This window comes from Streptomyces sp. NPDC003379 (assembly GCF_053589195.1).
This window is the reverse complement of record NZ_JBSFRK010000004.1, coordinates 153,070-178,993: the sequence shown is the minus strand read 5'-3', so window position 1 is coordinate 178,993 and position 25,924 is coordinate 153,070. Positions and strand designations below refer to the sequence as shown.

22 protein-coding genes are annotated in these 25,924 nt (G+C 70.4%); 14 read left to right on the top strand and 8 right to left on the bottom strand.

What is annotated here, in order from left to right; genetic code table 11:
- Window positions 1-55 precede the first annotated feature (55 nt).
- The 3 genes from ACWDVB_RS05785 to ACWDVB_RS05775 all read left to right on the top strand — a co-directional run bounded on the left by ACWDVB_RS05785 (window position 56) and on the right by ACWDVB_RS05775 (window position 4,803).
- Window positions 56-2,563, top strand: a complete 2,508-nt coding sequence (locus ACWDVB_RS05785) for a SpoIIE family protein phosphatase (RefSeq protein ID WP_451514128.1) — start codon at window positions 56-58, stop codon at window positions 2,561-2,563.
- A gap of 155 nt (window positions 2,564-2,718) precedes the next feature.
- On the top strand, window positions 2,719-3,444 hold the full coding sequence (locus ACWDVB_RS05780; protein ID WP_451514129.1) for a class I SAM-dependent methyltransferase: 726 nt from the start codon (window positions 2,719-2,721) through the stop codon (window positions 3,442-3,444).
- Between the two features lie 228 nt (window positions 3,445-3,672).
- Window positions 3,673-4,803 (top strand): ABC transporter substrate-binding protein, encoded by a 1,131-nt coding sequence (locus ACWDVB_RS05775; RefSeq protein WP_451514130.1) that lies wholly within the window; start codon window positions 3,673-3,675, stop codon window positions 4,801-4,803.
- On the opposite strand, the gene ACWDVB_RS05770 is transcribed toward ACWDVB_RS05775, so the two are convergent.
- A complete protein-coding gene (locus tag ACWDVB_RS05770; protein ID WP_451514131.1) occupies window positions 4,706-5,680 on the bottom strand; it encodes a rhamnogalacturonan acetylesterase in 975 nt (324 codons plus the stop codon). The genes ACWDVB_RS05775 and ACWDVB_RS05770 overlap by 98 nt on opposite strands.
- A gap of 81 nt (window positions 5,681-5,761) precedes the next feature.
- On the opposite strand from ACWDVB_RS05770, the gene ACWDVB_RS05765 reads away from it, so the two are divergent.
- The 10 genes from ACWDVB_RS05765 to ACWDVB_RS05720 all read left to right on the top strand — a co-directional run bounded on the left by ACWDVB_RS05765 (window position 5,762) and on the right by ACWDVB_RS05720 (window position 16,516).
- A complete protein-coding gene (locus ACWDVB_RS05765; protein ID WP_451514132.1) occupies window positions 5,762-6,325 on the top strand; it encodes a DUF2089 domain-containing protein in 564 nt (187 codons plus the stop codon).
- Window positions 6,322-6,582, top strand: a complete 261-nt coding sequence (locus tag ACWDVB_RS05760) for a hypothetical protein (RefSeq protein WP_451514133.1) — start codon at window positions 6,322-6,324, stop codon at window positions 6,580-6,582. Before ACWDVB_RS05765 ends, ACWDVB_RS05760 begins: the two co-directional genes overlap by 4 nt.
- A 73-nt stretch (window positions 6,583-6,655) precedes the next feature.
- Window positions 6,656-7,096 carry an SHOCT-like domain-containing protein gene (locus tag ACWDVB_RS05755; RefSeq protein WP_451514134.1) on the top strand — a complete coding sequence of 147 codons (441 nt, stop codon included), beginning with the start codon at window positions 6,656-6,658 and terminating at the stop codon, window positions 7,094-7,096.
- 749 nt (window positions 7,097-7,845) lie between these two features.
- The gene (locus ACWDVB_RS05750; RefSeq protein WP_451514135.1) at window positions 7,846-8,835 is read left to right on the top strand and encodes an ATP-binding cassette domain-containing protein; all 990 of its coding nucleotides are present in this window, start codon (window positions 7,846-7,848) and stop codon (window positions 8,833-8,835) included.
- Window positions 8,832-9,623 carry an ABC transporter permease gene (locus ACWDVB_RS05745; RefSeq protein ID WP_451514136.1) on the top strand — a complete coding sequence of 264 codons (792 nt, stop codon included), beginning with the start codon at window positions 8,832-8,834 and terminating at the stop codon, window positions 9,621-9,623. The genes ACWDVB_RS05750 and ACWDVB_RS05745 overlap by 4 nt, the downstream gene beginning before the upstream one ends.
- A gap of 241 nt (window positions 9,624-9,864) precedes the next feature.
- Window positions 9,865-11,163: an ABC transporter substrate-binding protein gene (locus ACWDVB_RS05740; protein WP_451514274.1), complete on the top strand. Its 1,299-nt coding sequence runs from the start codon at window positions 9,865-9,867 to the stop codon at window positions 11,161-11,163.
- Window positions 11,164-11,171: 8 nt separating this feature from the next.
- Window positions 11,172-12,164 carry a carbohydrate ABC transporter permease gene (locus ACWDVB_RS05735; RefSeq protein ID WP_451514137.1) on the top strand — a complete coding sequence of 331 codons (993 nt, stop codon included), beginning with the start codon at window positions 11,172-11,174 and terminating at the stop codon, window positions 12,162-12,164.
- Window positions 12,161-13,069, top strand: coding sequence for a carbohydrate ABC transporter permease (locus ACWDVB_RS05730; RefSeq protein ID WP_451514138.1), 909 nt, complete (start codon window positions 12,161-12,163; stop codon window positions 13,067-13,069). The genes ACWDVB_RS05735 and ACWDVB_RS05730 overlap by 4 nt, the downstream gene beginning before the upstream one ends.
- Window positions 13,066-13,626 carry a hypothetical protein gene (locus ACWDVB_RS05725; RefSeq protein WP_451514139.1) on the top strand — a complete coding sequence of 187 codons (561 nt, stop codon included), beginning with the start codon at window positions 13,066-13,068 and terminating at the stop codon, window positions 13,624-13,626. The genes ACWDVB_RS05730 and ACWDVB_RS05725 overlap by 4 nt, the downstream gene beginning before the upstream one ends.
- A gap of 160 nt (window positions 13,627-13,786) precedes the next feature.
- Window positions 13,787-16,516: an exo-rhamnogalacturonan lyase family protein gene (locus tag ACWDVB_RS05720; RefSeq protein WP_451514140.1), complete on the top strand. Its 2,730-nt coding sequence runs from the start codon at window positions 13,787-13,789 to the stop codon at window positions 16,514-16,516.
- Window positions 16,517-16,931: 415 nt separating this feature from the next.
- On the opposite strand, the gene ACWDVB_RS05715 is transcribed toward ACWDVB_RS05720, so the two are convergent.
- From ACWDVB_RS05715 to ACWDVB_RS05705, 3 genes are read right to left on the bottom strand one after another with little or no spacing between them, the layout of a single operon-like run.
- Window positions 16,932-17,792, bottom strand: a complete 861-nt coding sequence (locus ACWDVB_RS05715; protein ID WP_451514141.1) for a transporter substrate-binding domain-containing protein — start codon at window positions 17,790-17,792, stop codon at window positions 16,932-16,934.
- 39 nt (window positions 17,793-17,831) lie between these two features.
- Window positions 17,832-18,623 carry a hypothetical protein gene (locus ACWDVB_RS05710; protein WP_451514142.1) on the bottom strand — a complete coding sequence of 264 codons (792 nt, stop codon included), beginning with the start codon at window positions 18,621-18,623 and terminating at the stop codon, window positions 17,832-17,834.
- Window positions 18,620-19,045 (bottom strand): hypothetical protein, encoded by a 426-nt coding sequence (locus ACWDVB_RS05705; RefSeq protein WP_451514143.1) that lies wholly within the window; start codon window positions 19,043-19,045, stop codon window positions 18,620-18,622. The genes ACWDVB_RS05710 and ACWDVB_RS05705 overlap by 4 nt, the downstream gene beginning before the upstream one ends.
- Window positions 19,046-19,417: 372 nt before the next feature.
- Here ACWDVB_RS05705 and helR point away from each other — a divergent pair, with 372 nt between their 5' ends.
- The gene (helR, locus tag ACWDVB_RS05700) at window positions 19,418-21,607 is read left to right on the top strand and encodes an RNA polymerase recycling motor ATPase HelR (RefSeq protein ID WP_451514144.1); all 2,190 of its coding nucleotides are present in this window, start codon (window positions 19,418-19,420) and stop codon (window positions 21,605-21,607) included.
- A gap of 26 nt (window positions 21,608-21,633) precedes the next feature.
- Here helR and ACWDVB_RS05695 read toward each other — a convergent pair whose 3' ends face one another.
- From ACWDVB_RS05695 to ACWDVB_RS05680, 4 genes are read right to left on the bottom strand one after another with little or no spacing between them, the layout of a single operon-like run.
- Window positions 21,634-22,668: a LacI family DNA-binding transcriptional regulator gene (locus ACWDVB_RS05695; protein WP_451514145.1), complete on the bottom strand. Its 1,035-nt coding sequence runs from the start codon at window positions 22,666-22,668 to the stop codon at window positions 21,634-21,636.
- Window positions 22,665-23,579: a carbohydrate ABC transporter permease gene (locus ACWDVB_RS05690; RefSeq protein ID WP_451514146.1), complete on the bottom strand. Its 915-nt coding sequence runs from the start codon at window positions 23,577-23,579 to the stop codon at window positions 22,665-22,667. Before ACWDVB_RS05690 ends, ACWDVB_RS05695 begins: the two co-directional genes overlap by 4 nt.
- Complete coding sequence (locus ACWDVB_RS05685; RefSeq protein ID WP_451514147.1) at window positions 23,576-24,529, bottom strand: carbohydrate ABC transporter permease; 954 nt, start codon at window positions 24,527-24,529, stop codon at window positions 23,576-23,578. Before ACWDVB_RS05685 ends, ACWDVB_RS05690 begins: the two co-directional genes overlap by 4 nt.
- A 29-nt stretch (window positions 24,530-24,558) precedes the next feature.
- Window positions 24,559-25,896, bottom strand: coding sequence for an ABC transporter substrate-binding protein (locus tag ACWDVB_RS05680; RefSeq protein ID WP_451514148.1), 1,338 nt, complete (start codon window positions 25,894-25,896; stop codon window positions 24,559-24,561).
- Window positions 25,897-25,924 lie beyond the last annotated feature (28 nt).

Genomic DNA, 25,924 nt, shown 5'->3' with positions numbered 1-25,924 from the left:
TACGGTGGTTGGTGGCGGCCCAGATCTTGTGCTGCCGCGGGAAGGAGCACGCGTCATGGAACGAGGCACTCCGGACGGGCCGGTGGCAGAGGGTGCCGCGGCCGGACGCATCCCCCTGGCCGTAGTCGTCGTCGACGGCGCGGGACTCGTCTCGCACTGGAGCGTCGGGGCGCGCCGCCTCTTCGGGTGCGCCAAGGAGGAGGCCGTCGGCCGTCCCGCCGGTGATCTGCTCCCCGTACACGGCGCGATCCCCGAGGACCGCGAGCCCTATGGGGCGTACGACGGCCTCGGACCCGACCTGGAGACCTCCCTCGACGGACGCATCTCCTACCCGGCCTCGGGCCGGGCGCGGCTGACCGAACCGGGGCGCGGTGGCAGCCGCGTCGACGTGCTCTGGTGGGCGTATCCGCTGATCGGACCCGGCCCGGAGCGGCTGCTCGTGCTCGCCGCCGACGCCGCCCGGCTCGCCGCGCCCGAGGGGCCGGACGGGCCGGAGGGATCCGAGGGCGGCCGGGACGAGCGCGGCGAGCAGGTCGAGCGGATCGTGCCCGGCTTCGCCCTGCACACGGACTTCCCCGGCGCCGACGAGCTCGCGGGCCGGCTGCCCGAGATCCTGCCGAGCATGAGCGTGGACGAGAGCTCCCGCATCGTCGCCCAGATCCTCGAACTGGGCTATCCCGTCCTGGAGTTCAGCCAGCACGACCGGGTGCCCGTCACCCCGGACTGGGGCGTGGCCCGCCGCGCCGAGCGCAAGGCCCGCAGGCAGCGCGCCGAGCAGGCCGCCGCACGCGGACTCCCGGCGCCCGCGCAGGACCAAAACGGCGCGGGCGGCGCGGGCGGCGCCGACGACGAGGGCGAGGACCTCGAGTACGTGGCGGTGCGCGAGCGCCTCGAATTCCTCAACGAGGTCAGCGGGCGCATCGGTTCCTCGCTCGACCTGTCCCACACGATCCTGGAGGTCAGCAGGGCGGTCGTGCCGCGCTTCACGGATGTCGCGGGCACCTATCTGCGTGAGCAGGTCGTCGCGGGCGAGGGATTCCCCGAGGGGCCGCCGGACGAGACCACACTCTGGCACCGGGTCGCCGTGGAGCACACCGACGAGCCGGGCCGCTGGGACGACGTCGTGCCGGTCGGCGAATCGATGCCCTTCCCGGCGCACACGCCGTTCTTCCAGTGCATGACCTCGGGCGACCCGGTGCTCGTGCCGCGCATCACCGAGGAGATGGGCAACGCCATCGCCTCCCAGTTCGAGAAGCGCGACATCCGCCCGCTGATCAACCACCGCTCGATGCTCGTCGTACCGCTCAAGGCCCGCAATGTGGTGCTGGGCTTCATGATCCTGCTCCGTCACCGGGAGCGGCCCGTCTTCAACGACATGGACCGCGTCACCGGCGCCGAACTGGCCGCCCGCGCGGGCCTCGTGCTCGACAACGCCCGCATGTACACCTACCAGGAGAGCGTCGCCGACACCCTCCAGGACAGCATGCTGCCGCACATCCAGCCCCGCATGGCCGGCTGCGACATCGCCACCCGCTATCTGCCGGGCACGCTGCTCGGCCGGGTCGGCGGCGACTGGTTCGACTCCGTCAAGCTGCCCGGCTCCCGCACCGCGCTCGTCGTCGGCGACGTCATGGGCCACGGCCTCAACTCCGCGGCGATGATGGGCCAGATGCGTACGGCCGTACAGACCATGGCCGCCCTCGACCTGCCGCCCGAGCAGCTCCTGCGCAACCTCGACGATCTCGCACAGCGCCTCGGCGAGCACTATCTGGCGACGTGCCTGTACGCGGTCTACGACCCGATCGCGGGCGAACTGAGCCTCGCCAACGCCGGGCACATCCCGCCCGTCCTGGTCCGCGCGGTGGACGGCCGCAGCGAGCTCCTCGACCTGCCCACCGGAGCGCCGATCGGTGTCGGCGGCGTCCCCTTCGAGTCGGTCCGGGTGCGGGTGGCGCCCGGTGACCGGCTGCTGATGTGCACCGACGGCCTCGTCGAGGTCCGCGGCGAGGACATAGGCGTCGGCCTCGCCACGCTCACCGAGTCCGCCGCGCACCCCGCCGCCTCCATGGACGACGCCTGCGACACCATCATCCGGGCGCTCGCCGTGACATTCGCCGACACGGGCCGCGGCGGCCGCAAGGACGACGTGGCGCTCCTGATGGCCCGGCTCAACGGCATCGCGGCCGAGGACGTCGCGCAGTGGCGGCTCGCCCTCGACCCGAGCGAGGTGAGCAGGGCCCGCGAACTGGTCCGCGAGCAGCTGCGGGCGTGGTCGCTCGACGCCCTCGCCGACACCGCAGAGCTGCTCGTCAGCGAGCTGGTCACCAATGTCGTGCGCCACTCCCGCAGCAGCCGTCTCGACCTGCGGCTCGTCCGCTCCGGGGTGCTGCTGTGCGAGGTCGAGGACGACGACCACACGCTGCCCACACTGCTCAGCGCGGGCCCGGCCGACGAGTTCGGGCGGGGTCTGCGGGTCGTCAGCGCGCTCGCCAAGGAGTGGGGCACGAGCCGTACGAACTCCGGCAAGACGGTCTGGTGCGAACTGGCCCTGCCTCGACGCTAGTTCCCGCGGCCGGGCGCGCGGTGCGCGGACCCGGCGGACACGTGCCGGATGAGCCGTGAAGGAACGCGCGGGCGCCTTGTCCATGTACCCCGGGCGCGGTAGACCGATCTTGCCGCCGGGTTCGGCGGCTGTCGTCGCACCCTGGGGAGCTGGGCATGAGCGTCACGAGTCGGTACAGGGAGGCATGGGAGGCGTTCTGGCGGGAGGCGTCCGACGAGCCGGGCGCCGTGTTCTGGGACGCCGAGCCCGCCGTCACCGTCGGCCCCCACCTCGCCCTGTTCGAACCGCACATGGTCGCGGCGGGCCTGCCGGTCGTCGACCTCGGCTGCGGCAACGGCACCCAGACCCGCTTCCTCGCCGACCGCTTCCGGCGCGTCCTCGGCGTCGACCTGTCCGCCGCCGCCCTCGCGCACGCCCGGCACGCGGACCCCGCCGACCAGGTGGATTTCCGGCAGCTCGACGCCGCCGAGAAGAGCCAGGCGGACCAGCTCCACGCGGAGTTCGGCGACATGAACGTCTATATGCGCGGCGTACTCCACCAGTGCGAGCCCGACGACCGCCAGCCGCTCATCGACAGCGTCGCGACGCTGACCGGTGAGCGCGGCAGGGCCTTCCTCGTCGAACTGTCCGAGACGGCCAAGCCCGTCCTGCTGGGCCTCGCGCAGAGCCCCGCCGGCCCACCGCCGAAGCTCGCCCCGGTCTTCGCACACGGCATCGCGCCCGCCGAGGTGATCGACGAGGCCGTGCCCCGATATCTCGCCGCGGCGGGCCTCGGCATCCTGGCCGGTGGCGAACTCCCGCTGAAGACCACGGAGTTCGCCCCGGACGGCACCCGCATCGAACTGCCGTCGAAGTGGTTGGTGGTGGGGCGGGCCGGCTGATACCGCCCGGGAGGCGGGAGCCCGCGATGCCCGGCGTGATCACCCGGGTGCTCCCGCCACGGCGGGATGGGATGAGATGAACGCGTACTGCCGGGACCGCAGGGCCTTGCCGCTCCGCGCTCCGGGCAGACCGCGACCGCATCGTCATCACACGGAAGACGCCAACGCATGAATACGCCACCAACGCTCTCGACGCCACCAGCGCCACCAGCGCCACCGACGCCACCAATGCCGCCAACGCTCTCGACGCACTCGACGCCGCCCGGCGCGGCGCGTACTGACGGATCACCTGTCCGGATCGGCGCTCTCGTCCCGCTGACTCGGCCCGGCTGGGTCGAGGCGGGCCGGCACTTGCTCGCCGGACTCGAACTGGCCGTTCGCGAGGTCAATGACGCCGGCGGGATCGTCGGAAGACCACTTGAGCTGGTGGTCCGGGACACCGCGGCCGATCCGCAGAAGGCCGCGGCGGCCGTGGACGAACTGGCCCGCCTGGGCGTGGCCGCCCTGGTGGGGGAGTACCACAGCGTCGTCGCTCGCACCGCTGCCACCAGGGCCGACGCCCTCGGCCTGCCGTACCTCTGCTCGTCGGCGGTGCTCGACGCGCTCACCGAACAGCCGACGGAATGGGTGGCGCGCCTCGCCCCGCCGCACTCCCACGGCTGGCAGGTGTACGCGGACTTCCTGCTCGGCGCGGGCCACAGCCGTATCGCCGTAGCGGCCCAGCCGAGTCTCTACTGGTCATCGGGGACCCGCATCCTGCGGGAGTACCTCGCTCCACGCGGCGGTACCGTCATCGAACTCGACATGCGCGCGCTCGACGCCGACGCCGTGTGCGACGCACTCGTCGAGCATCGTGCGGCAGCACTCCTTCTCCTGGTCGGCCACCCCGAGCCGGCAGTGCCGATCGTCAAGTCCGTCCGCCGCGACCAGCGCCTCACCGACATCCTGATCGGTGCTCCGGCCGGGCAACCGGAGTTCGCCGAGTGGGCGACGCTGCTGGGTGACGACGGCGCCGGGGTCCCGTTCCTGCGCTACCTGCCCGAGCAACTCACCCCACTTGGCGTACGAGTCGGGACGGCCCTGCGCGAGCGGTTGGCCGCAGCGCCCTCCTTCGTCGCCTTCGAGGGCTACGACGCGGTCACCGTCCTCGCCGAGACGCTGCGTTCTCACGGTACGGACCGGGCGCGCACCGCCGCATCCTGGCCGCGTGTCGCGGTCGAAGGCACCCGTGGACAGATCCGGTTCTCCCGCACGCCGGGCATCAGCGTCTGGCAGTGGGCTGGGGCGCCGGTCCAGGTCGTCGACCGTGATCCGGCGGAACTCGATCATTTCCGGATCCTTCGGGTGGCGCCGGCCTGACAGGCGGGCGGCCCGCCCCGGCCCGGAGTGACGGCAGGACCTCACCGGAGAGCGGAAGACCGAGCCCGGCGACCGCCCGCGCGACCAGCCGGGCCATCCGCGTCGCCCCGTACTCCTGGAAGTGGGTGTTGTCCTGCACTCCTTCCGGGAAGTTCGGGTACTGCCCCGGGGCGAGCCACAGGAACACCTTCTTCGAGGCCTCCACGCCGATCCCGTCAAGGTAGGCGCGGGAAAGCGCGGACAGATCGATCAGCGGGACGCCCTCCTCCGCGGCGACGGCCTTGGCGGCCGACACGTATGCGAGGAAGGAGACGTTGAACCGGCCGGTGGACGGGTTGTAGTCACGGCGCGAGACGGGCGTGACGACGACCGGCGTGGCCCCACGGGCTCGGGAGGCGCGGATGTAGTCGTGGCGCAGGTACTCCTTGTAGTCCGCGGGCGGGGTATAGCGTTCGGGCCTGCTCGCGGTGGCGTCGTTGTGACCGAACTGGACGAAGAGGTAGTCGCCCGGCTTGATCACCCGGTGGATGGCGGCGAGGCGGCCCTGCTCGATGAAGGAGCGTGAACTGCGCCCGCCTATGGCGTGGTTGGCGACCGTGACGGCCGGGGTGAAGCAGCGGGGGAGCAGCTGACCCCAGCCCGCTTCGGGGTGGTAGGAGGCGTTGTACGTCTGTGCCGTCGAGTCGCTGGCGATGTAGAGGGTGGCGGCAGCGGCCGCCGTCGGGTCCCCGGCGGCCTGTGCGGCGGGGGCGCGGAGCACGCCGAGGCCGCCGAGCCCGGTGAGGCCGAGCACCGCGGCGCCGCCCGCGAGGAATCGGCGTCGGCCGGTGCGCGTGACCGGTGGGGGAATCGGTGGGGCAGTCGCTGGGCGGCCCATGAACCACTCCTGGGGGTCGGGTCGTTGAACGGTCGGTCAGGGGTTGCCGCCGGGATGCGAAAGGTTGCGGGGTGTGGGCGGGTGATCGCGAAAGTGGGTGGCGGTGACCATGCGCCATTGAAGATCACCTCAAAGAAATTAAGCGTGATGCGTCGACAACTTAAAAAACTCAAGGTACAAATGAATGACGAGCGGATCGCGGATCGCGGATCGCGGATCGCGGATCGCGGATCGCGCGCCGCGCGCCGCGCGCCGCGCGCCGTCAAGGGAAGGGAGCCGAGGGTGGACTGGCAGGAACTGACGGACCTGACGCAGGGGCAGCCGTTCGTGGTCGAACGGGTCCGCCTCGTCGACAGCGGCGTCGCGGTCGAGGGTCAGTTCGAGCCGCCGCAGCTGGCGCAACTCGGCGCGGACGACCAGGTGTTCGTCGCCGCGTTCGTGCGGTCGCACGGTTCGATCAAGGAGATGGAGCGGATCTTCGGGGTGAGCTACCCGACGGTCAAGTCCCGGCTGAAACGGATCGCCGAGGCCCTCGACTTCATCGACACCGACCCGGCGCCCAGCGGCGCCGACGTCATCGACCGCCTGCAGCGGGGGGAGATCAGTGCCCAGGAGGCCCTGGCCGAGCTGGAGCGGAACCGTTGATTCCCCAGCTGGTGACGGTGCGCTATCGCCGTGCCGATGGCCGTCGTCGGCGGCTGTACGTCCCGGTTCTACCGGTGGCGCTGGTGCTGTCGCCGCTGCTGCTGCTCGCCGTGCTGGGCGGAGTGATCGCGTGCCTGGCCACCCGGGTGAGTCCGGTGGGCGCGTTGCGCGGCGCGGGGCAGCTGCTGTGGGCGTTGCCTGGGACCCGGTTCGAGCTTGAGCAGGGCCGAACGGCGTTCTTGATAAGCGTCAGATGAGTCGCATGGCGCATGAGTCAGATGAGTTCGGATGAGTCACATGAGTCGGATGAGCCGGAGGGGAAGAGTAACGATGGACGAGCAGCGCCGCCAGATTCTGCACATGCTGGCCGAGGGAAAGATCACGGCAGACGAGGCCGAGCGGCTGATTGACGCCCTCGAACGTGAACAGCCCCAGTCGGCGCAGTCGCCGCAGGCCACCGCAGCCCGCCCGAAAGCCCGGCCCAAGTACCTGCGTGTGGTGGTGAACTCGACGGACGACTCCGGGGGCGACGGGGCGAGCCGCGTCGATATCCAGGTCCCGTTGCAGCTGCTGCGCGCCGGGGTCCGGCTCACGAGCCTCATCCCTCCGCAGGCGCTCACCAAGGTCAACGCGCAACTGGGCAAGTCGGGGGTGCCGATCGACCTCACCGAGCTGAAGCCGCAGCACCTTGAGGACCTCATCGATCAGCTCGACGAGGTCACCGTCGACGTCGACGACCCCGACGGGAAGGTGCAGGTGTTCTGCGAGTGACACCTGCCGTGGCGCTGGACGCCGGCCCGGGCGTCGGCCTGGACGCGGATGTCGCCCCGGCTCACGGTCCGGATATCGCCCCCGGCCTACGGCGGGGGCCTACGGCTCGGACATCGGCTCGGACACCGGCCTGGCCTACGGCTCGGAAACGGGGCTGGCCTACGGCTCGGACACCGGCCTGGCCTACGGCTCGGACACCGGCCTGACCTACGGCTCGGACACCGGCCTGGTCCACGGCGCGGCCCACGGGCTGGCCTACGGCGCGGGCCTACGCCCCGGCCCACGGTCTGTCTGGCCCACGGCTCGGCCCACGGCCCGGACGTCGGCTGCACGGCCCGGATGTCGACCTGGCCCATGGCGCGGCCCATGGCGCGGCCTACGGCGCGGCGTACGGCTTGGTCCTCGGTCCGGATGTGGCTTGGCCTGCGGCGCGGCGTACGGCCTGGCTCACGGTCCGGACGTGGCTTGGCCTACGGCGCGCGCGGCCCACGGCCTGGCCCGAGACTGGGCCCACGGCCCGGATCTTGGCTTGGTCCAGGGCCCGAATGTCGGCCCGGACCCCGGCCCGGCCCACGGGCCGGTCGGCCGGTGGTGCCCTCCGCTGCCGCCGCGGCTGCTGCCGTTCACCCCCTCACGCGACGGACCTGCACGAAACCGCACGAAACCGCACGAAACCGCGCGGACCCGCACGGACCCGCAACGTCCTTGACCTCAACCTTCGAACGGAGAAGTTCATGCCCTCCTTTGTCATGCCCACATCCAAACAGGTCGACGATCGACAGTCGCCCACCGCCGTATCCGCCACCGGCCTGCGCAAGTCGTACGGCGACAAGACCGTCCTCGACCGCATCGATCTGACCATCCCGGCCGGGTCCGTCTTCGCGCTGCTCGGACCGAACGGCGCGGGCAAGACCACCGTCGTCAAGATTCTCTCCACGCTCATCGGCGCGGACGGCGGGCAGGCCCGGGTCGCGGGTCACGACATCGCCACGTCACCGGACGGGGTGCGGGCCGCGATCGGTGTCACCGGACAGTTCTCCGCCGTCGACGGCCTGATCACCGGCGAGGAGAACATGCTCCTCATGGCCGACCTGCACCACCTGTCCAAGCGCGGGGGACGCCGGGTCACCACCGAACTCCTGGAGCGCTTCGACCTGGTCGAGGCCGCGAAGAAACCCGCCTCCACCTACTCCGGCGGCATGAAACGCCGCCTCGACCTCGCCATGACCCTCGTCGGCAACCCCCGCATCATCTTCCTCGACGAGCCCACCACCGGCCTGGACCCCCGCTCCCGCCACAACATGTGGGGCATCATCCGCGAGCTCGTCTCCGACGGGGCGACCGTCTTCCTCACCACTCAGCACCTGGAGGAGGCCGACGAACTCGCCGACCGCATCGCCGTCCTCAACGACGGGAAGATCGCCGCCGAGGGGAGCGCGGAGGAGCTGAAGCGGCTCATCCCCGGCGGACACATCCGGCTCCGCTTCACCGACCCGGCCGCCTACCAGTCCGCCGCCACCGCCTTGGGTGAGGTCACCCGGGACGACGAGGCCCTCACCCTTCAGATCCCCAGCGACGGCAGCCAGCGCGAGCTGCGCTCCATCCTCGACCGGCTCGACTCCGCCGATATCGAGGCGGACGAGCTGACCGTGCACACCCCCGACCTCGACGACGTCTTCTTCGCCCTCACCGGGCCGGCCGACGCCGTCAACCAGCCCAAGGAGAAGAACGTCCGATGAGCGCCCTCTCTCTCGCCGTCCGCGACTCGAACACGATGCTGCGCCGCAATCTGTTGCACGCCAGGCGCTACCCGTCCGGGACCCTGAACCTGCTGCTCACGCCGATCATGATGCTGCTGCTCTTCGTCTACATCTTCGGCGACGTGATGAGCGCGGGCATCGGCGGCGGCGGCGCCGACCGCTCCGACTACATCGCCTACATCGTCCCCGGCATCCTGGTGATGACCATCGGCTCCACCGTGATCGGGGCCGCGGTGTACGTCTCCATGGACATGGCCGAGGGCCTCATCGCCCGCTTCCGCACCATGGCCGTCCACCGCGGCTCCGTGATCATCGGACACGTCGTCGGCAGCGTGTTGCAGTGCATGATGAGCGTGCTCCTCGTCGGCGCCGTCGGCGTGGCCATCGGCTTCCGCTCCACCGGCGCCACCGCCCTGGAGTGGCTGGCGGCGTTCGGACTCCTCGTACTCTTCGCCCTGGCGCTCACCTGGATCGCCGTCGGGATGGGCATGGCGAGCCCGAACCCGGAGGCGGCCAGCAACATGGCCATGCCGCTGATCCTCCTGCCGCTCATCTCCAGCGCCTTCATCCCGGCCGGGACGATGCCGGGCTGGTTCCGGCCGATCGCCGAGTACCAGCCGTTCACCCCGGTCATCGAAACCCTGCGCGGCCTGCTGCTCGGCAGCGAGATCGGCCGGAACGGGTGGATCGCGGTCGTCTGGTGCGTCGGTCTGACCGTGCTCGGCCACCGCTGGTCGATGGCGCAGTTCAACCGGGACCCGAAGTAACCGGAACCGGGACGACGTCATTCATCGCTATAGCGAACCGCTATGAATCGATTCATCAGGTCGAGCATCCCTGCGCCCCTGCGGGAGCCCAGCCCGCCGTTCGGCCACTCGCACAACACAGAAGCGCTTCGACCAATTCGTGTTCGAACCGTTGACGTGCCCGACGACTCTCCCTACGTTTGCCCGGCAAGCGCTTGCCTATAACGATTCAAGTCGCGGGTGAAGGAGCACAACTGTGCCTATGCATGAGGAACTCGACCGGCGGAGCCTGCTGAAACTCGCGGGAGGCTCGCTCGCCGCCCTGGGCATGACGGCGGCGGGCTGCGGTGCCGGAAGCGGTTCCGGGGACGGCACTGTCACGCTCCGGTACGCGTGGTGGGGGTCCGACGACCGGGCCGAGCGGATCAACAAGACGATCGCACTCTTCGAGAAGAAGTACCCGAAGATCAAGATCAAGACGGACTTCCAGCCGTACCTGGACTTCTGGAAGAAGTTCAACACCCAGGCGGCGGGCGGCAATCCGCCGGACGTGTTCCAGAACGCCATCGGCTTCCTGCGCAAGTACGACGAGCGCAATGTGCTGCTCGACCTGCGCGCGCAGGCGAAGGCCGGAAACCTGCGGCTCGACGGCTTCCGCGCGGGCCTGGAGAAGTTCGGTGAGGTCGACGGAGAGCTGCTCGGCGTGCCCGTCGGCAGCAACTCCATGGCCCTCGTGATCGACAAGCCGCTCTTCGCGAAGGCCGGCGTCACCCCCGAGATGGGCTGGACCTGGGACGACTTCCACACGGCGATGGAGAGGATCCGCGATGAGGGAAGGCCCGGTGACAGCGGGCTCTACGGCGTCATGTACCTCTACGACCTCTATCTGCGCCAGCACGGCAAGGCCTTCTTCACCAAGGACGGCCTGGGCTTCACCGAGGCCGACCTGAAGGACTGGTGGAGCAAGGGCCGCAAGGGCGTCGAGTCCGGCATCTACGCAGACCCGAAGAAGGTCGCGCAGGTCAAGCCCAAGTCGGCGGTCGCCGCCGAGCTCGCGGCCGCCGAGTTCACCTGGGACAACTTCACCGTCCGCTACACCGCCGAGGGCAAGAGCAGCTACGGCCTCGCGCCGATTCCGACGACCGACGGCAAGAAGACCGGCCAGTACCTCGGCTCCCTCATGCTCAGCGGCGCGCGGCGCACCAAGCATCCCCAGCAGGTCGCGCAGTTCATCGACTTCATGGTGCACGACCCCGAGGTCGCCAGGATCATGGGGTACGACCGCGGGGTGCCGCCCACCACGGCGCAGTACGAGGCGTACCAGCCGTCCCAGGAGAGCGACAAGGTCATCGCGTCCGTCAACAAGGAGATCGCCGCGTACGAGGAGAGCCTCGTCGACGCCGGTGTCCTGGAGGCCATCACGCCGCATCCGGCGGGCGCGGACGTCTGCGAGGCGGCGTTCCTGCGCGTCGCCGAGGAACTCGCCCTCGGGAAACGGTCGGTGGGCGACGCCGTCGAGCAGTACTTCAACGAGTGCAAGACGGCACTCGGCTCCCGATGAGCGGCACGATGACCACCTCGAAGACCGCGACCGCACAGGCGGCCCGGTCGCGGTCGCGCGGCTCCGCGGACTCCCGTCCCCCGGGCGCCGCCCCCCGGCGCCGGCGGCGCGGCGAGAACCTCGCCGGCTATCTGTTCATGTCCCCCTGGATCGCCGGGTTCCTGCTCCTCACCGCGGGCCCGATGGTCGTCTCTCTCTACTTCGCGTTCACCGACTACGACCTCTTCGACGCCCCGAAGTGGATCGGCCTCGACAACTTCACCGAGATGTTCGGCGACCCCAGATGGCGCACGTCGGTCGAGGTGACGCTCTGGTATGTGGTCATCGGCACCCCGCTGAAGCTGGCCGCCGCGCTCGGTGTGGCGCTGCTGCTCAACCAGAAGCGGCGCGGCCAGGCCTTCTACCGGGCCGCGTTCTACGCTCCGTCCCTGATCGGCGCGAGCGTGTCCGTCGCCGTCGTCTGGAAGGCGATCTTCTCGGAGGACGCGATCGTGGACCGCGCCCAGAGCACCCTGTTCGGGATGGACGTGGGCGGCTGGACCGGCGACCCGGACTGGATCATCTACAGCCTGGTGGCGCTCACCGTCTGGCAGTTCGGCGCGCCGATGGTCATCTTCCTGGCCGGCCTCAAGCAGGTGCCGCGCGAGCTGTACGAGGCGGCGGCGATGGACGGCGTGGGCACCTGGCGGCGGTTCTGGCACATCACCCTGCCGATCATCTCCCCGGTGCTCTTCTTCAACGTCCTCCTGGAGACCATCCACTCCTTCCAGATCTTCGCCTCCGCGTACATCGTCGGCGGCGGCGCGGGCGGCAACGCCTGCGGTCCGGCGGACGGCTCGCTCGTCTACACCTGTTACCTCTACGTCCAGGGCTTCGAGAACAGCCGGATGGGCTTCGCCTCGGCCATGGCCTGGATGCTGCTGCTCGCCGTCGGCCTGGTCACGGCGGTGCTGTTCTGGTCCCAGAAGCGCTGGGTGCACTACGAGGAGGGCGCCCGATGAGCACGAGCACGAGTACGGGGACGACTACGGGGACGAGTACGGGTACGGTGCATGCGGCGGCCCGTGACCGCAGGCGCGGCGGCGCCGGTTCCTGGGCCTGGCACGTCGGTGCCCTGGCCGTGCTCGCGGTGGTCCTCTACCCCGTGGTGTGGCTGATCGGCGGCTCGTTCAAGCACAACGACGAGATCGTCGGCAGCCTGGAGCTGTTCCCGACGGACCCGGTCGCCTCCCACTACAGCGGCCTCGCCGAGGGCATCGCCGACATCCCCATCTCCACCTTCTTCACCAACTCCCTCTTTCTGGCGGGCGGTTCGGTGGTGGGCGTGCTGGTCTCGTGCTCGCTCGCGGGCTACGCCTTCGCCCGTATCAAGTTCGCGGGCCGCAATCTGCTCTTCGCGCTGATGATCGGCACCCTGCTGCTGCCGTACCACGTGCTGCTCATCCCGCAGTACGTGCTGTTCCAGAAGCTCGGCCTGATCAACACCTATACGCCGCTGCTGCTCGGCAAGTATCTGGCGGTCGACGCCTTCTTCGTCTTCCTGATGGTGCAGTTCATGCGGAACCTGCCCCGGGAACTGGACGAGGCGGCGCGGCTCGACGGCTGCGGGCACCTGCGGATCTACTGGTCGATCGTGCTGCCGCTGTGCCGCCCCGCGCTGATCACCAGCGCCATCTTCACCTTCATCAACGCGTGGAACGACTTCATGGGCCCGCTGATCTACCTCAACGACCCTTCCAAATACACCGTTTCCCTCGGCCTGAAGATGTTCGTCGACCAGGAGGGCCTCGCCAACTACGGCGGCATGATCGCGATGTCCCTGGTGGCGCTGCTGCCGGTGGTCGCCTTCTTCCTGGCCTTCCAGCGCTATCTGATCGACGGCATGGCCACGTCGGGGCTGAAGTGAAGGGGGCGTCCGGGCGCCGTTTCGGAATCTTCGCGGAGTGCCTGCTCACCGGGGTGTGGATCGCGGTCGCCGCGCTGCCACTGGTGACGGTGCCGGCCGCGATCGCCGCGGGGGGCGCGCATCTGCGGCGCCATCTGGCCCATGAGGCCGGAGGCTGGCGGGAGTTCGCGGCGGACGTGCGGGGCGCCGCGCGGCGCGGGTGGCTCGTGGGGGTCGCCGGGTGGGCCGCGCTCGCCCTGCTGTGGGCGGACCTCGCGGTCGTACGTTCCGGAGTGCTGCCCGGCGGTGCGTTCGTCGGGGTGGTGGGCGTTCTGGTGCTGTTCGTGCTGGTCGTGGCCGGGGTGCGGGCCGCGGTCGGCTGGCGGCCGGGCGCGTCGTGGCGGGCGCTGCTCGCCGTGGCGGTGCGCCGTACGGTGCGGGACCCGGCGGGGTCGCTGGCGCTGGTCTGTGGCCTTGCGGTCGTGGCGGTGTCGGGGTGGTTCGCGGCGCCGCTTGCCGCTCCCGCGGTGGGGGTCCTGGTGGCCGCGGGGGTGGCGGTGGAGCGGCGTCTCGGCTGAGCGTCTGCGTGGCGGGTGACGGTTCTTCCACCGCGGGCGCGTTGTGGCTGGGCGCGCGGGGTTCCCCGCGCCCCTGAGGGGGGCGCCCCAGTGTGGGGCCGCGCTCAGCTGTCTGTCATGTGCATGGCTATCGCTATCCGAGAAATGAGGGCTCGTATACATGTCTTCCGTACCCCGTAGAACCCTGCTCAAGGCCGCCGCGGCGGCCGGTGCCGCCGCTCAGTTCAGTTGGGTGCTCGGGCGCGGTGAGGCGCGGGCCGCCGCCCCCGGCGCCCCCGTGGTCGACGGGCCCGTCGGCATCCGGTGGCTGGAGGACGGCGGGCTCGGCGCCGCCCCCGGGTCCACCTTCGGCGTGCCCTGGCCCAAGGGCGTCCACGGCGCCGACGCCACGTTCGCCCTCGCCACCGGCGACGGCAAGGACGTGCCCCTGCAGAGCTGGCCCACCGCGTACTGGCCCGACGGCTCCCTGAAGTGGACGGCACACGCGGTCGGGCCCGGGGCAGGTGAAGCCGACCGGTTCATGCTCGCGGCCGGGACCCCGGCACCGTACAAGGAGAAGATCAAGGTCACCCGGGCCGGCCGCAAGGTCACCGTGGACACCGGTGTCATCACCGCGGTGATCGGCAAGGACGGCGAGCGGCTCGTCCGGTCGGTGACGCGGGGCGGCACGGAGATCGCCACGGACGGGCGTCTCGTCCTCCTGCGCCAGGGCGACATCGACGACGGCGACACCGGCAACGCCAAGTGGGAGCGGTTCGACGGCGAGATCGGCGAGGTGAAGGTCGAACAGGACGGGCCCGTGCGCGCGGTCGTCCGCGTCGACGGCAAGCACCGCAGAGGCGGGCGGAGTTGGCTGCCGTTCAGTGTCCGGCTGTACTTCTACGCGGGCGCCGAGTCGTTCCGCATGGTGCACACCATCACGTACGACGGTGACCAGGAGAGGGACTTCATCCGCGGGCTCGGCGTCCGCTTCACCGTGCCGATGCGCGACGCCGCGTACGACCGGCACATCCGCATCGCGGGCGAGGGCGAGGGCTTCCTCACCGAGGCGGTCAAGGGGATCACCGGACTGCGCCGCGACCCGGGCGCCGCGGTGCGCGCCGCGCAGGTCAAGGGCGAGAAGCTGCCCGACCCGGCCACCTGGGACCAGCGGGTCACCAGCCGACTCCAGTACATCCCCACGTGGAGCGACTACACCCTCGCCCAGCTGTCCGCTGACGGCTTCACGCTGCGCAAGCGCACCGAGGCGGGGCGCGGCTGGATCCCCGCGGGCGGCGGCGGGCGGGCCAACGGCTTCGGGTACGTGGGAGGGGTGAGCGGCGGGCTCTCCTTCGGCCTGCGCGACTTCTGGGAGAAGCACCCCGCGCAGCTCGACATCCGGGGCGCGGCGGGCGACGAGGCCCAGGTCACGCTGTGGCTCTGGTCGCCCGAGGCACCCGCCATGGATCTGCGCTTCTACCACGACGGCATGGGTCAGGACACCTACCCGGAGCAGCTCGAAGGTCTCAACATCACGTACGAGGACCACGAACCCGGCTTCGGCACTCCATACGGGATTGCCCGCACCAGCGAGCTGATGTTCTGGGCCAACGCCGCGACACCGTCGGCCGCCACGCTCGTCGACCAGGCCGACGCCGTCCGCACCCCGCCCCAACTCGTCGCGGCTCCCGAGCACTTGAGCAAGTCCAAGGTCTTCGGCGGTCTCTTCGCGCCCGTCGACCGCTCCACGCCCGCGAAGGCCGAGATCGAGGACCACCTCGACTTCCTCTTCACGTACTACAAGGACCAAGTCGAGCAGCGCCGCTGGTACGGCTTCTGGGACTACGGCGACATCATGCACACCTACGACGAGGACCGGCACCAGTGGCGGTACGACGTCGGCGGGTACGCGTGGGACAACTCCGAGCTCTCGCCCGACCTCTGGCTCTGGTACGCCTACCTGCGCTCGGGCCGCGCCGACATCTTCCGCTTCGCCGAGGCCATGACCCGCCACACCGGCGAGGTCGACGCCTACCACCTCGGCGAGTGGGCCGGGCTCGGCACCCGGCACGGCGTCCAGCACTTCGCGGACAGCGCCAAGCAGCAGCGCATCTCCACCGCCGTGTACCGACGCCCGTACTACTTCCTCACCGCCGACGAACGGGTCGGCGACCTCATGCACGCCCTCGTCGACTCCGACGAGACGTTCCTGGCCCTCGACCCGCTCCGCAAGATCCGCACCGAGCCCTACGAACCCGACCGCCACGCCCTGTCCATCGGCTTCGGCACCGACTGGAGCGGGCTCGCGGGCGCGTGGCTCACCGAATGGGAACGCAAGGGCCCCAAGGCCGGGAAGGCGGAGGCCAGGCTGCGCTCCACCATGCGGACCATCGCCGCGCAGCCCAACGGGTTCGTGCAGGGCAGCGGGTTGTACGACCTGGACACGGGCGAGTTCGCGGTCGCCGGCGAGGCCGCCGTGAGCGTCTCCCACCTCTCGGCGATGTTCGGCCTCGTGGAGATGTGCGCCGAGCTGATCGACCTGATCGACCTGCCGGAGTTCAGGAGCGCCTGGCTGGACTACTGCCGCTACTTCAATGCCACCAAGGCCGAGCAGAAGCAGCGCTACGGCAAGGACTTCGGGAGTCTGCTGCTCTTCCAGGGCCACTCGCGCCAGGACGCCTACGCCGCCGCCCAGTCGAAGGACGACCAGCTGGCCGCGCGCGCCTGGCGCAAGTTCCTCGACAGCGACGGCTACACCCGGGCCATGAAGTGGGAGCGTACGAAGATCGAGGGCCCCGACGCGCTGGAGCCGGGCCACGAGCACCCACGGATCAGCACCAACGAGACGGCCCTGTTCGGCCTCGCCGCCATCCAGAACCTCGCTCTCATCGGCGACAAGCTCCCCAGCTAGCCACTCCCACCAGCCGGAAGGACTTCCCTCCTGAGGCGATACGGATCCGTCCTCGTCGCGCTCGCCGCCACCCTGGGTGGCGGCCTGGTCGCCGTGGCGCCCGCCCACGCCGGCCCGACCCATGGCCAAGGTCGCGGTCACGGTACGGCCCTGGAGCACTGCCCGGGTTCGGACCCGGTCGTCTGCCACTTCGACCTCGCCCCGGGAAAGTACGACGTGTCCGTCCTCCTCGGCGGCGACACGGCGGGGCCGCACCATCGTCACCGCCGAGACACGCCGCACCATAGGCCCACAACGACAAGCAGACCCCCGCCGACGACGTCTACCGCGCGAACCTCCCCGCCCAGATGCGCTCGCTGGCCGCGCGGTTGGACGTACCGCTCATCGTTCTGACCGCACTCGAGGCGAGGGGGCGTCACGGGCTTGCCGTGTCCCTGCACGAGCGTGCCTCGATGGACTCCGCGCTGGGCTTGAGCCGACTGGCCCAGCTCGGATCGGTCTTGGGGATCTCCGGCAGGGAGACCTGGATGTCCTCGATCCAGTCGTTGCTCTCGACGTACTTCTTGATGAACTCGCGCAAGCGGTGGCAGTCCGGGCGATGCCCCTTGGGCATGCCGACGCCGTAGTACTGCGGTGCTCCGACGGTGAGGTCAGGGATCACCTTCAGGTTCTTCTTGGCATATTGATGCGCGAATCCGTACAGGATCAGCTGGTCGGTCGAGAAGGCGTCGACTTCGCCGTCGACGAGGGCGTTCAGGCAGGCCTCGGCACTGGGCATCTCGACGACCTCGAAGCCCAGGCCCTGGAGCGGGCCGATATTGGTGGTACCGGACCAGGCGCAGACTCGCTTGTCCCGCAGGTCGTTCATCGAGCGGATACCGGCCCCCTTCTTTCCCACCAGGAAGCCCTGGTAGTTGGTCAGGTAGGGGCCGGCGAAGTCTATCTTTCGCATTCTCTCCGCGGTGATCGAGAACGCCGCGATGGCCAAGTGGGCGCCGTCACTGGTCAGTGACGTGACGCGGTCTTTCGTGGCGACTTCCGCGGGAGTGACTTTGACATCGAACTCGTTCTTCAGCTTCTGCGCGAAGAGATAGTCGAAACCCGACCTGGTGTAACCGTCGAGGAGGGAGACCCCCGGAAGGTCGTTGTGCATGGCGACCGTGAGTCTGTCCGTCCCCATGAAGGTGTGGGTCTCTCCCTCGGGGGAACAGCTCGCGGTCACCACCAGGGCCGCCGTTACCAGGCTCGCCATCGCCGCCGCGACGACCGCTGTCACCCTCCAAGTCATCGGCTTTCTCGGGCGCATGCCTTCCCCTCACTCATGAAGTACGGCTTCGGCCGCCGAAACGTTCATGCTGCAACCCCGGGGGGTGTGGACGGTGATGGTCAGCATGATGTCGGTGCGTGATCCGCCCAGCGGTATGTCGACGGGGCGCATCGGGCGGATGTGCTCGAATCCGGGCGTGTCCCCGCCGCTCAGCACCAGGGTGAGCCAGGTCTCCGGGGTACAGCTCTGCCAGCCGGGCCGGGCGTCCTCCACCCGTACGGTCAGCCGCAGATTGCTGCGGTGGGGAACGTCGGACAGGCTCAGTGTGTGCTGGGAACTCTTGGCGGTGGGCCGGATCTCGACCTGTCCGGTGACGTCCACTTCGCCGTCCCGGCGCAGGAGGTCCGCCCGCACCGCTCCGGCCACCGCGCAGATCAAGAAGACCGCGAAGACGCAGGCGCGCAACGCCAGGGCGGACGCCGGCGGCTTCTGCGCGCGGTCGCGCTTGGGCCAGCGGACGTCCAGGCCCAGGAGACGCATGAAGGACGCGGTGAACGACAGGCTCAACAGGATGATGACCGGCGTGAACTGGTGGAGCGGGCCCTCGGGGGCGCGCAGCCATGCGGTGGCCGCCGCCGCGACGAAGAGACAGAAGGGCAGAGAGTTCCAGAAGTTCTTCCAGTGGCCCTCGCCGCCGATGACGAGATTGACGATGAGGTCACCCACGACCTGGCCCGCGGCCACGGCCCAGTTGCGGCCCTCTGCCCGAGCGGTGTTCGATGCCCTGGGCGCCGCGGCGTCCTCCGGCTCCGGTGCGGCCTCTTCGCGGCGTGGGCTCATGGGCCCTCGGTGGGGCGGTGGTTGATGGTCAGGCCGCCCTCCAACTTGCCGACGCCGATGGCGTACGTTCCGTGGCCCGTCCCGGAGTTGTGCTCTCCGCGCTCTCCGCCTCGCGCCCTTGCCGCCTCTTCGACGTGGTGGCGCAGGGAGTTCTGAGTCAGGTCCCCCGTGGACAGCCAGGCGTCGATCGCCACGACGAGTTCTTCCACGGCCGGACGGGAGAGGTTCCGCAGCGCCGCGACCTGTTCCTGCTCGTCGGGCGGTACGTCATCCTCGCCCCGGTGCAGCAGCGCGCGCACCAGCTTCTTTCCCCGGTCGAGCGTGTTCTGGGCGAAGTCGGCCTGAGCGGTCGCGATCACGGCGACTCCGGTCGAGGCCACATACGGCACGATCTGATCAGCCGCATTGAGCAGTTCGGACATCGGGTCCCCCGTCCCCTCCGAAGATCCCCGTCGTGGGCGAGCGCCGTCTCCGCGCCCAACACCCCTTGGGGGAGGGTCAGTTACCCATTCGGCGGCGTTGTATGCGCGGGGCGGCCGACATTGTCGCGCCGGGGACCCCGGCAGGCCGCGGATCTCCAGCGGCGCACGCTCCAGGGGCGATGAGGGCAGGAGGGAACCCCACCTCTTGCCACTCTCAACTTATAGCGCACTGGGGGGCTTGCGGCAAGGCCCCTCCGGTGGGGCAAAATCGCGGCCCAAGGCCAGAACCTGAGGAAACGGGGGATTTGCTCAATGCATTCGCTTTTGCCGATTGACGGGACGTGCGGCGACGTGGAGCCGGAGGTGGGGCCCGTGCCGCGGACGGCTCCACCCGGCGCCGAGGCGCGGACGGCTCCACCCGGCGCCGGCGCGTTCGATCTTCCCGACCGCCTCGCCCCGAAGGCCGCCCCGGCGCTGATCGCCGGCGACGAGCGGCACTTCGCCGCCATCGAGGCGAGCCTTGAGGAGACGATCACGGAACTGTCCGACCGGCTTGCGGCCGCGCGCAGGGCGCCCGGCGGCATCGGCCGTGAGGCGATGGACCGGGATCTGGAGATCCACCGGCTGACCGGCCGCCTGCGCGCCTTGCGCCGCTTCGGCCTCGATCTGTGCCTCGGGCGCATCGTCGGCGCGGACGGCTCCGAGCCGGTGTACATCGGACGGCTCGGCCTCACCGACAGTGAGGGCCGTCGGCTGCTCGTCGACTGGCGTTCCCCCGCGGCCGAGCCGTTCTTCGCGGCCACCCACGCCAAGCCCATGGGCCTGGTGAGCCGCCGCAGGTACCGCTGGACCCGCGGCCGGATCAGCGACTACTGGGACGAGGTGTTCACCGCCGACGGGCTCGAAGGGCACGCCGCGCTCGACGACCAGTCCGCCTTCGTCGCCAGCCTGGGCTCCAGCCGCTCCAGCCGGATGCGGGACGTGCTCGCCACCATCCAGGCCGACCAGGACGCCATCATCCGGGCGGGCTCCCGCGGCACCCTCGTCGTCGACGGCGGCCCCGGCACCGGCAAGACCGTCGTCGCCCTGCACCGCGCCGCCCACCTCCTCTACTCCGACCCCCGTCTCGGCCACCGTCGGGGCGGTGTGCTCTTCGTCGGTCCGAGCCGGCCCTACCTGGCCTACGTCGCCGACGTGCTGCCCAGCCTCGGCGAGGAGGGCGTGCAGACCTGCGTCCTGCGTGACCTCGTCACCGAGGGCGCGGGGGCGGCGGTCGAGAGCGACCCGCGCGTGGCCGCGCTGAAGGCGTCCACGGAGATGGTGAAGGCGATCGATCCGGCCGTCGGCATCTACGAGGAGCCGCCCACCAAGGGGATGACCGTCTCCAGCCACTGGTCCGACATCCGGCTGAGCGCCGACGACTGGGCGGCGGCGTTCGAAGCGGTGGAACCGGGCACCCCGCACAACGAGGCCCGCGACCAGATCCTGGAGGAGCTGCTCACCATCCTGATGGACAAGGACGACAGCGACGCCCCGCCCCACCTGCTACGCAGGTCGCTGCTCCAGGACCGCGAGCTGATCGGCACCCTCAACCGCGCGTGGCCCATGCTCGACGCGGGCGAACTCGTCTCGGACCTGTGGTCGGTCCCCGCCTATCTGCGCAAGTGCGCCCCCTGGCTCGGCGTCGACGACGTCCGCAGGCTCCAGCGCACGGAAGCACAGCCCTGGACGGTCTCCGACCTGCCGCTCCTGGACGCGGCGCGGCAGCGGCTCGGCGACGCGGAGGCGTCGTCGCGCAAGCAGCGGCAGGAGGCCGCCGTCGCCGCCGAACGCGCGCGCCGCGCCGACGTCATGGACAGCCTGCTGCAGAACGTCGAGATCGACGAGAGCGAAGGCGCGCTGGGCATGCTGCACGGGCGGGACCTCCAGGACAGCCTGATCGACGAGAGCGCGCTGCCGAGTGCCGAACCGGACCTGCTCGCCGGCCCCTTCGCGCACATCATCGTCGACGAGGCCCAGGAACTGACCGACGCCGAGTGGCAGATGCTGCTGCTGCGCTGCCCGTCCCGGAGCTTCACCGTCGTCGGTGACCGCGCGCAGGCCAGGCACGGGTTCACCGAGTCGTGGCAGGAGCGTCTTGAGCGGGTCGGGCTCGACCGGATCGACGTGACCTCCCTGAGCGTCAACTACCGCACCCCGGCGGAGGTCATGGCGGAAGCCGAGCCGGCCATCCGGGCCGCGGTCCCGGACGCCAACGTGCCGACCTCCGTCCGCGACAGCGGCATCCCCGTCGTCCACGGACCCGCCTCCGACCTGGAGCCGATCCTCGACGCCTGGCTCGCCGCGCACACCGACGGGATCGCCTGCGTCATCGGCGACCCCACGTTCCGGGAGACGCCCCGCGTCCGGTCGCTGACCCCCGAGCTGTCGAAGGGGCTCGAATTCGACCTGGTCGTCCTCGTGGACCCGGAGGCGTACGGGGAGGGGGTCGAAGGAGCGGTCGACCGCTATGTCGCGATGACGCGGGCGACCCAGCAGCTCGTCGTCCTCACGAGCGGCTGACGTCGGCCGCGGGCTCCGGGGGCGGGTCAGGCCGACCCGCGCCGCACCAGCTCCGTCGGCAGGATCACCGCAGCCGGGTCCTCGCCGCCGATCTGGGCGAGCAGGACCCGGACCATCTCCGCGCTGATCCGGTCCCAGGGCTGGCGGATCGTGGTCAGCTCCGGGTGCGCGCCGAGCGCCGCCGACGAGTCGTCGAAGCCGCCGACGGCGATGTCCTCGGGCACCCGGCGCCCGGCCCGCTGCAGAGCCGCGACCGCGCCCTGCGCCATCAGGTCGGAGGCGACGAACAGGGCGTCCAGATCCGGTGCGCGTACGAGGAGTCCGGCGGCGCCCGACTCGCCGCTGGCCCGGCTGTAGTCGCCGGACACCACGAGACTGTCGTCGGCCGCGACACCGGCATCGGCGAGCACCTCCCGGTACCCGGCGAGGCGTTCCGTGCCGCCCGGGGTGTCGAGCGGGCCCGTGATCATGCCGATCCTGCGGCGTCCGAGGGAGAGGAGGTGGCGGACCATGTCGCGCGCTCCGTCCCGGTCGTCGGCGGCCACGTACGCCACCTTCGACGCCTGTCCGAGCGGCTTCCCGCAGGCCACGAGGGGCACGCCCGCCTCGCGCAGCCGGGCGGCGACCGGGTCGCCGGAGTGGCTGGAGACGAGCAGGACACCGTCGACGTGGCCCGCGGTGATGTAGCGCGTTATGCGGCGCCGCTCGTCCTCGGTGCCCGCGATCATCAGGAGCAGCGGGATGTCGTGCGCGGCGAGCGCCTGGGTGCAGCCGCGCAGCAGGACGTTGAAGTTCGGGTCCTCGAAGAAGCGCTCCTGCGGCTCGGTGAGCAGGAAGCCGACGGAGTCCGAGCGGCCCGTGATGAGGGAGCGGGCGTGGCGGTTGACGACGTAACCCGTCTTGCGGATGGCGGAGTTGACCGCCTCCTGCGCGGAGGGGCTGACGTAGTGCCCGCCGTTGAGCACGCGCGAGACGGTGCCGCGTGAGACGCCCGCCTCACGCGCCACGTCATGGATGGTCGGCGCCTTGCGGCGCTGCTCCGGCTTGCTGCTCATGGTCATGACTTTACGGCGCCCGACAGCAGGTCGAGGCTCCAGAAGCGCTGGACCACGAGGAACAGTCCGATCAGCGGGACGACGGCGAGCAGCGCGCCCGTGATGACGAGGGTGTAGAGCGCCGGGGTGTTGGAGCCCTGTTCGAGGAGGGTGAACAGGCCGAGCGTGATGGGGAACTTCTCGTCGTCGCTGAGCATGATGTACGGGAGCAGGAAGTTGTTCCAGACGGCGACGAACTGGAACAGGAAGACCGTCACCAGGCCCGGCACCATCATCGGCAGCGCGATCCGCGTGAAGATCCGCCACTCGCCCGCGCCGTCCATCCGCCCCGCCTCGACCACGTCGCCGGGCACGGCCGCGGCGGCGTAGATCCGCGCGAGGTACACGCCGTACGGGGAGAGGATCAGCGGCAGCAGGACCGACGCGTACGAGTCGGTGAGGTCCGCCTTCGCGAGCAGTAGGTACTGCGGGACGGCGAGGATGACCGGGGGCATCAGGACCCCGGCGAGCAGCACGTTGAAGATGCTCTCGCGACCGCGGAAGCGGTAGACCGCCAGGGCGTAACCGCCGAGGGCCGAGACGGCCGTGGAGAGCAGGGCGCCGAGGCCCGCGTAGAGGGCGGAGTTGGCCATCCACCGCCAGTAGACGCCGTCGCGGTAGGCGCTGAGGTCGGCGATGTTCCGCGTGAAGCCTGTGCCGGGCAGGAAGGTGAAGGTGGAGAAGAGCTCGCTGCCCGACTTGGTCGAGGCGATCACCACCCAGGCGACGGGCAGCAGGCAGTACAGGGCACCGAGCAGCAGCGCGGCGGTCGGCACGAGGGCGACGCGGCGGGGCGCGGGCGGGCCCTGGGCGGTTCCCGGGGTGGTGCCCGCGGCCGGCGCGGACCTGCGGCTCTTGTCGAGCACAAGAGAACTCATCGTGCTTCCCCTTGCTTGGTGCGGGAGTTGGCGACGCGCAGGAAGCCGAAGGACAGGACGAGCGTGACCACGGCGATGAGTACGGCGGTGGCCGCGGCCGAGTGGATGTCGCCCTTGCCGAAGGCGTCCTGGTACACCTTCATCAGCGGACTCCAGGTCGTCGGCACGGAGTTGGTGAGCGGCTTGAGCGTGGTCGGCTCGCTGAACACCTGGAGCGTCGCGATGATCGAGAAGAAGAACGTGAGCACCAGCGACGGCGCCACCATCGGGATCTTGATGCGGAGCGCGGTCTGCAGCGGCGAGCAGCCGTCCAGCTTCGCCGCCTCGAACACCTCGGCCGGGATGGCCCGCAGCGAGGTGTAGATGACGATCATGTTGAAGCCGGTGCCGCCCCAGACCGCGATGTTGGAGAGCGCGAGGTAGAGCGGCCCGCCGTCGAGCAGGTCCGGCTGCGGCAGCCCCAGCTTGTCGAGGACGAAGTAGAAGGGGCTGACGTCCGGCAGGTACAGGAAGCCCCACAGCAGCGCGGCGACGACGCCGGGCACGGCGTACGGCAGGAAGATCGCGAGCCGGGTGAAGGACGTGAGCCGCACCCGCTCGCTGTCCAGCATCAGGGCGAAGAGCAGCGCCAGGCCGAGCATCACGGGGATGACGATCGCGCCGTAGCCGAGGACGCGCAGCGCGCCGTCCAGGAGTTCGGAGTCGGTGAGCGCGGCGGTGTAGTTCTCCACGCCCGCCCACACCTCGCTCCGGGCGTTCTTGCCGAGGCCGAGGCCGGAGACCTGGACCTTGTGGAGGCTGAGCCAGAGCGCGTAGCCGATGGGCAGGGCGAAGAAGAGGGCGAAGAGGAGGCCCGCGGGGAGGAGGAAGCCGTACGGGGCGCCCTTCACTCCGTACGACTTCCGGCGAGGCGCCTTCGTCCCGTACGACCCTCGCCGAGACGCCTTCACTCCGTACGACCTCCGTCGCGTCGGCGTCGTCACCGGGCGACCTCGAAGCCCTGCTTCTTCAGGTCCGCGACGGTCTCGTCCCGCATGGTCCTCAGGGCGGCGCCGAAGTCCGACTTGTTCTTGGCGGCCGAGCCGAAGGCGTCCTTGAAGGTGGTGTAGGCCACGTTCACGTTCGGGCCCCAGGCGCCGGGGGCGGTGGTCTTCGCGATGTCGGCGGCCCGGGTGTAGAAGTCGGGCTGGTTGGCGAAGTAGGCCGGGGCCTCGGCGAGCGCGCCGCCGGTCTGGGCGTCGGTGGCGGCGGGGTAGACGCCGCCCTCCTTGACGAGCGCGGCGAGCGCCTTCGGGTCGGTGTTGAGCCAGGTCGCGAACTTCGCCGCGGCGTCCTTGTGCTTCGAGTCCGTGGTGACGGCGGTGGAGGAGCCGCCCCAGCTGCCGGTCACGGCCTTGCCCGAGTCCCACTGGGGGAGCGGGGCCATCGCCCACTTGCCCTTGGTGTCGGGCGCGGCGGTGGTGAGGGTGCCGGGTGCCCACACGGCGCTGACCCAGGCGATCTGCTTGCCGGTGTTGAGCGCCTTGTTCCAGGACGGCGTGTACATCGGCTGGTTGTCGATGGCGCCCTCCTTGACGAGGCCGCCCCAGAAGTCGGCGACCTTGCGCGTCGCCGGGTCGTCGATACCGACCTTCCACTTCTGGCCCTCGGTGGTCCACCACTTGGCGCCGGCCTGCTGGGCGAGGCCCGCGAAGAGCCCGGAGTCATTGGCGGAGAACGTGGTGAGGTCCTTCTCCGGGGCCTTCTTCTTCAGCGCCCGCGCGGTCTCGGCGAACTCGTCCCAGGTCTTCGGGACCTTGAGGTCGTACTTCTTGAACAGGTCGGCGCGGTAGTAGAACATCATCGGCCCGGCGTCCTGCGGCACCGCGTACACGGCGTCCGTGCCGAGCGTGGTCTGCTGCCAGACGCCCTTCGCGAACTCCGCCTCCGCGTCGCCGACCTCGCCGGATATGTCCGCGAGGGCGTCGTTGCTGACGAGGGTGGGCAGGGCCTGGTACTCGGCCTGCACGAGGTCGGGCGCCTTGTGGGCCTTGTGGGCGGTGAGGATCTTGGTGACCAGGGTGTCACCGGACGCCTGCTTCTTGACGGTGACCTCGATCCGGTCCTTCCTTCCCGGGCCCTTGTTCCAGAGGTCGGCGACCTTGTCCATGCCGGGCGCCCACGACCAGTACGTCAGTGAGACCGGGCCGCTCGACTCGGACCCGGCGTCGTCGGACGATCCGCAGGCGGTGAGCGTGGTGGCGCCGAGCGCGACGGTGAGGGCGGCCGCGACCGCGGTCCGGGCTGCGGCGGAGCGGCGTGGCGTGTTCTGCGGCATGGATCTTTCTCCCCTGAGCTGGGCCCCC